This window comes from Aquiflexum sp. (genome assembly GCF_977115555.1).
In genome coordinates, this window is sequence record NZ_CDSBKL010000295.1 from 1 (window position 1) to 5276 (window position 5276).

Below are 5276 nucleotides of genomic sequence, written 5' to 3' on the forward strand. Positions count from 1 at the left end.
GCAATAAACACAATTAATTTTTTTTATTTATTAAATTATATATCTGTTTATTGATTTTTAAATAAAATTTGGATATTATTGTTGAGAATTATTTAAAAAAATAGCTTTTTATCTAAAAACATGAATTTACGCCTCAACTCAGAATTTGGAACATTGAAAGCTGTGCTTATGCACAGACCCGGAAAGGAAATAGACAGGCTTACTCCTTATAATAAAGAATTGCTTTTGTTTGAGGATGTTCCTTATCTGGAGGCGATGCAAAAGGAACATGATTTTTTTACTGACCTGATCAAACAGACCACAGGTGCTCAAGTATTCAGGCTTCATGAATTACTCATCCAGGTGCTTTCCAACAGAGAAATTTTGGAAAAACTGATGCATGATGCCCTAACCAAATCCGGACTGACACATTTTAAAGAACACATTCTAGACAGGCTGTCTACCGCAGAATGCGCGACCGCTCTGACCGCAGGGGTAAAAGTCCATGAACTCAAGCGAAAAATCCCTAACCTGCCCGCAGGGGAGTTATTAGATTATGCATTTGTCATACCTCCAAGCCCCAACCTCTATTTCCAAAGGGATCCCATGGCAATTACGCCCGGTGGCATCATTTTCTCCAGCATGAAAAAAGAAGGACGACAAAGGGAGGCAAATATCTTAAGAGCAATTTTTGAAAACCATACAGATTTCAAAGACCATGTCAACCGGCTTTATCCGATAAACGGACATGATACTCCTCCGAGTATTGAAGGAGGCGATGTGATCGTCCTTTCAAAACATGCTGTTGCTATCGGAAACTCCGAAAGAACTGATGAAAAAGCCATTTACCATGTTGCCAAAGCCTTACTGGCAGAAGGAAGCGTAGAAAGGGTTTATGAAGTCCATCTACCAAAAAAACGACAGTATATGCATTTGGATACGGTTTTTACCATCTTAGATGAAAATCTAGTGCTTACTTATCCTGATGCCCTGAACTCAGTCCTTCAGACTTCACTTTATACCCTGAAAGAAATAAAAGACGACAAAATCCATATTAAAAGACAAGTCCTGAATGAATCTCTCTTGACTGTCTTGGAGAAGGAAATCCCTCACTTAGAAATCTTATCCACAGCTGATGGAAAACCTGATTATTCTATGAGGGAGCAGTGGTTTGATGGGGCGAACGTATTTGCTATTGGTCCAAGAAGGGTGATTTCCTACAATAGAAATATCCATACTAACCGCGCCTTGAGAAATATGGGAGTTGAGGTTTTGGAAATTCCATCATCCGAACTTTCGAGGGGATTAGGTGGCCCGAGGTGTATGACTATGCCACTGAGTAGGGCGAAAATCTGACTTTTAAATAGAATTGGATACCCTACAAAAAAATATCCCACAAATAAACAGGAATGGACCCAATGAATTCAAGGTTTCCTGAAGGAAGCCTTTTCATCAGGAATCCATCAGATTGGTTGAAAGGTCTTATGGAAGTTCTGTAAGGATTCTCGGCATACATGTTATAATGACCGACAAGAACTACAATCCCATCGTTTTTTGGATTGTCTTTGATGACCTGAAAAACATCTTCCCACATAACAAGTTTTTGGCTTTCATTTTCGTGATTAAGCCTTCTGTCCTGTACAATATTTATTCCCAAAGCCATATTCTCAAAAGTCTGCACAGCCCTGCAAAATTCGCTGCTTATCGAAGAAGAAACAGGGATTGAAAGTTTCCTGATGGCGTCCCCTATTTTCTTGGCATTACTTTTTCCCTGGTCATTTAGCTGTCGGGCTACATTGAAATCGCATGATTTCCACCATTGTGGCACTTCAGAGTCTATTTTATCCTGGCCTACAGAGGCATTTGCATGCCTAAAAACAAGGACATAACCACTGTTTTCCGTCTTCATTTTTTTTAAGGCAGTAACAGTCTGGATTCCTTCCTGTTTATTTTTTGTAATATAAACAGGAATAGATTCCCTAATTGGAACGCCATTTTCCCACACTACATCGATCCAATATAAACCTTGATCCAAATCCAAAACCCCTGTGCCTGTTTCATTAATATCAAATGTGGTTTTGGTGGATGATGGATAAAACTTTGCCGCAGTACTCGTTTGGATCTGAATTTCAAATCCATCATCACTGTGACTCACAAAAAGAACCCCGTCTATAAAATCATCTGACAAAATTTTATTTACCGGTTCATCCTCAGTCTGACAAGAAAACAAAAGGCTGATAGAAATTATAAAAAAGTAGAATTTAAAAGAAGTTAGAAAATAACGCATTCGATAAAAACCTAGAAATTTTAAGTAATAACACGGTAAAAACAAATTGGCTAAACAAATCCCAAACCTTTCCCACTTTTGGGAAAACAGATAAACAGAAAATAATGACTCAAAAAACAAATTTCTTTATTTGAATCACATTTCTAAGATACTCAATAATCTTTTTTTATCCAATTTTCTAGAAATGAATCAATTGACTTTAAAGGATTTAAAGCCATATTTTGCCCTCAGGTATATATGGTTCCCTAAGCTATCCACTCGGTAGCTTTCTCTCTTTTTAGGAAAATGGATTCCGGTAGAATTATCCCAATCCGTATTATATACCATACTAAAATGACCCGATGTTTTGACTTTATAGCCCACTATCAGAAAGGAGTCTTTATCAAAATAGTACCACCAAATATCAACAGAAGGATCTTTCTGATCTCCATCTATAACCTGCACAGTTTCAACTTCCCTCCCATCCGCTAGACTTGAAACCCCTTGATATTCTATATTTTTATTTCCCCCCAATAAGTCAAAAGGTTTGGTCAAAACATAATATGCGGCATCGATATCTTTCTTTTTATTGGCTAAAAATCCCTCATTTTGCATTTCATTCTCTCCCATCCAATACCTAGTCCTTACCCCATCAAAAATAAGTTGGTGGACAAGACTATCTTTTTCCCATGAAAGCTTCCCTTCAAAGAAAGGCTTTTGCCTAAATTCAATATCCTGAAATACATGGCTTTCTACCTCTCCATTTTCCAAGTAAAGCCAAGATTCTTTTTGCAATGAAAAAGTTTCCAATTCATTCCATGCTTCTGCTCCTCCATGTGCATCAATGGATTTTTCGATTATCATGATTCCCTTGTCTTTTAAACAAGAGGTGCAAAAAATCAAAATGATCGATGGAATTAAGAGGAAGATAATCAGTCGGGATTTCATTGGTCAGTTAGTCAAATTTTTTCAAAGGTAAAAAATTAGCAATTGCGGACAGGTAATAAACCAAATGGAAACAAAAAAGAGGGGAACAATGTCCCCCTCTTCAAACAAAACTTATACAACATCTTAATAACCTGTAGCTTTTTTAGGATCAAGGTCTGAAAGTGTTCTAAGATTAGACAAATCCACTACTCTGCTTGATTTGAGTTCAGTAATTGGTGCCGTGTCAATTTGTGCCACTCCTGCCAATACTAGGTTATTTGCCCTGTTATAATACAATGCAAAATCATTTGGACCAAGCTGAATTACAGATGCACATGCAATTGTTATATCTGTTAAATCCCTTGTGATCGGATGTGGTCTCAATGATGAGGCAGGCAGAACATTGTATCCACAATCTACAGCATTACCTACATTCCTCATAAATGCTCCCATATTGATCAGGAACTGGTTTTCAACAGCCAAACCAACATTTGTGTAAAAACCATCCCATTCTCCAATAAATATAATTCTACCACCTTCTTCAGCAAAAGCTTTCATTTCATTGATTTCAGCAACTGAGAATTGAACCTTAGGCAGCCACAAGAACAGTATTTTAACATCAGATGGAATGTTGGTCAGAGGTGTACTAGATGAGTTGATAAAATCAAGATCAAATCCGTATCCTCTAATCTCTTCATGGAGCCTAGTATGAGTACTAGAAGTTTGACATGCCTGAGGATAGCCCGAATTTCTTCCGCAATCAAACCATACCCGGGTACCATTTGCCCTATCACCAACAGTAGTGTAATTGATCAAATTTCTAACCAATAAAAGATTGTTGGGATTATTCAGTGAGGTATTATCAATATGGTTAACGTCATTGAATACTACAACATCTCTTCCCGGACGAGGGGCTACAGATTCCTGTACGAACAAATCTGCCGAACCTGTGACATCAAAAGATTTGGCTTTTATTTGGGTTAATCCGAATTTCTTACCTTTCGCCAAACCATTCTGATCAACTGACGCAATATCATCATCAGATACTGACCATTCAATTTTCAAATCCTCAAGCAATTCTCCGTAGAAATTATAAGCCTTTACCTCAAATTTTTGCTCTCCATCTACCAAAATAGTGGCTTCCTTAGGAGTTATTTCTAGCCTTGCCGGGCAAGTTTTGTCTTCAAGTCTATAAACCACCCTAAAGTTTTGATTCTCAACAAGTGGAACTATATCATTTTCAAGTTTCTTGGTCTCCTTGGAGACGATAGCGACATCTACGAATCCTAAAACCTTCTCACCGATCCGAACCCTGACTCTATAAATCTTACCCTTAGTTACTTTAGATTTTGAAGTGTCCCAATTTGCAGCGTAATTTTCATCAGCCAAATTCACCGTGATTTTGTTACTACCCGATCCTTCTCTAGAGAAGGATTGAAGGATATTTTTGAATTCAAAATCATCACTGATTTCTACAATAGGTGAAAGATTGGGGTTGAACTTGCCATTGAATTTCGGTTCCTTTCCTATAGTCGGTGATAGAAAGTAAAATTCATCCACATTCCCTCCATTGGCTGCATCCGAAATCCCGATTTTTCCAAAATTTGAAGAAAGAGATTGGGATAATAGCGTGATATCATTGTTGATATCATCATCATTGAACATGCCATCAGAACAAGAACCTGCCAAGAACATTATTGACAAAAGCAGCCATAATTGAACCCTCAATGGATTCAAGTTTTTGTTAAAATTTAATTTCTTTAAATAAGTCTCCATTTCGGTTTAAGTTTAGGGTTATAATAAAATTTCATTTTTTTTGATTGAAAATAGAAAGGTTTTTTTGCTCTCTTTCTACATAAAAGTATGAATATGATCGCAAAGTCAGACACAGAAAAAACAAGAAAGATGGAAGAATGTACAATTGCATGACTTTTCAATACCATTCACCTTATTCAGTGTACAAAAATTAAATAAAATATTATGTTGATAACCCTTCTATGATTTAATTTTTGTAGATTTTTGATTTGATTTTGGAGGATTTTTCTCGAGAACAATTTTGCCCCACTAAGCGATTAGTGGGGCAAATTTTTTTAAAGAATCCACC

4 protein-coding genes are annotated in these 5276 nt (G+C 36.9%); 1 reads left to right on the forward strand and 3 read right to left on the reverse strand.

Going from position 1 to position 5276, the window contains the following annotated elements; translation table 11 throughout:
* The first annotated feature begins 120 nt into the window (after positions 1-120).
* Positions 121-1335 (forward strand): arginine deiminase, encoded by a 1215-nt coding sequence (locus ACZFYI_RS15220; RefSeq protein ID WP_462524984.1) that lies wholly within the window; start codon positions 121-123, stop codon positions 1333-1335.
* 22 nt (positions 1336-1357) lie between these two features.
* On the opposite strand, the gene ACZFYI_RS15225 is transcribed toward ACZFYI_RS15220, so the two are convergent.
* From ACZFYI_RS15225 to ACZFYI_RS15235, 3 genes are all read right to left on the reverse strand, one after another.
* Positions 1358-2167: a histidine phosphatase family protein gene (locus tag ACZFYI_RS15225; RefSeq protein WP_462524985.1), complete on the reverse strand. Its 810-nt coding sequence runs from the start codon at positions 2165-2167 to the stop codon at positions 1358-1360.
* A 288-nt stretch (positions 2168-2455) separates the two neighbouring features.
* Positions 2456-3109 carry a hypothetical protein gene (locus ACZFYI_RS15230; protein ID WP_462524986.1) on the reverse strand — a complete coding sequence of 218 codons (654 nt, stop codon included), beginning with the start codon at positions 3107-3109 and terminating at the stop codon, positions 2456-2458.
* Positions 3110-3316: 207 nt separating this feature from the next.
* The gene (locus tag ACZFYI_RS15235) at positions 3317-4900 is read right to left on the reverse strand and encodes an Ig-like domain-containing protein (RefSeq protein WP_462524987.1); all 1584 of its coding nucleotides are present in this window, start codon (positions 4898-4900) and stop codon (positions 3317-3319) included.
* Positions 4901-5276 lie beyond the last annotated feature (376 nt).

Coding starts and splice junctions, on each gene's coding strand:
- ACZFYI_RS15220 (WP_462524984.1), top strand. CDS start 121: ATGAATTTACGCCTCAACTCAGAATTTGGAACATTGAAAGCTGTGCTT.
- ACZFYI_RS15230 (WP_462524986.1), bottom strand. CDS start 3,109: ATGATAATCGAAAAATCCATTGATGCACATGGAGGAGCAGAAGCATGG.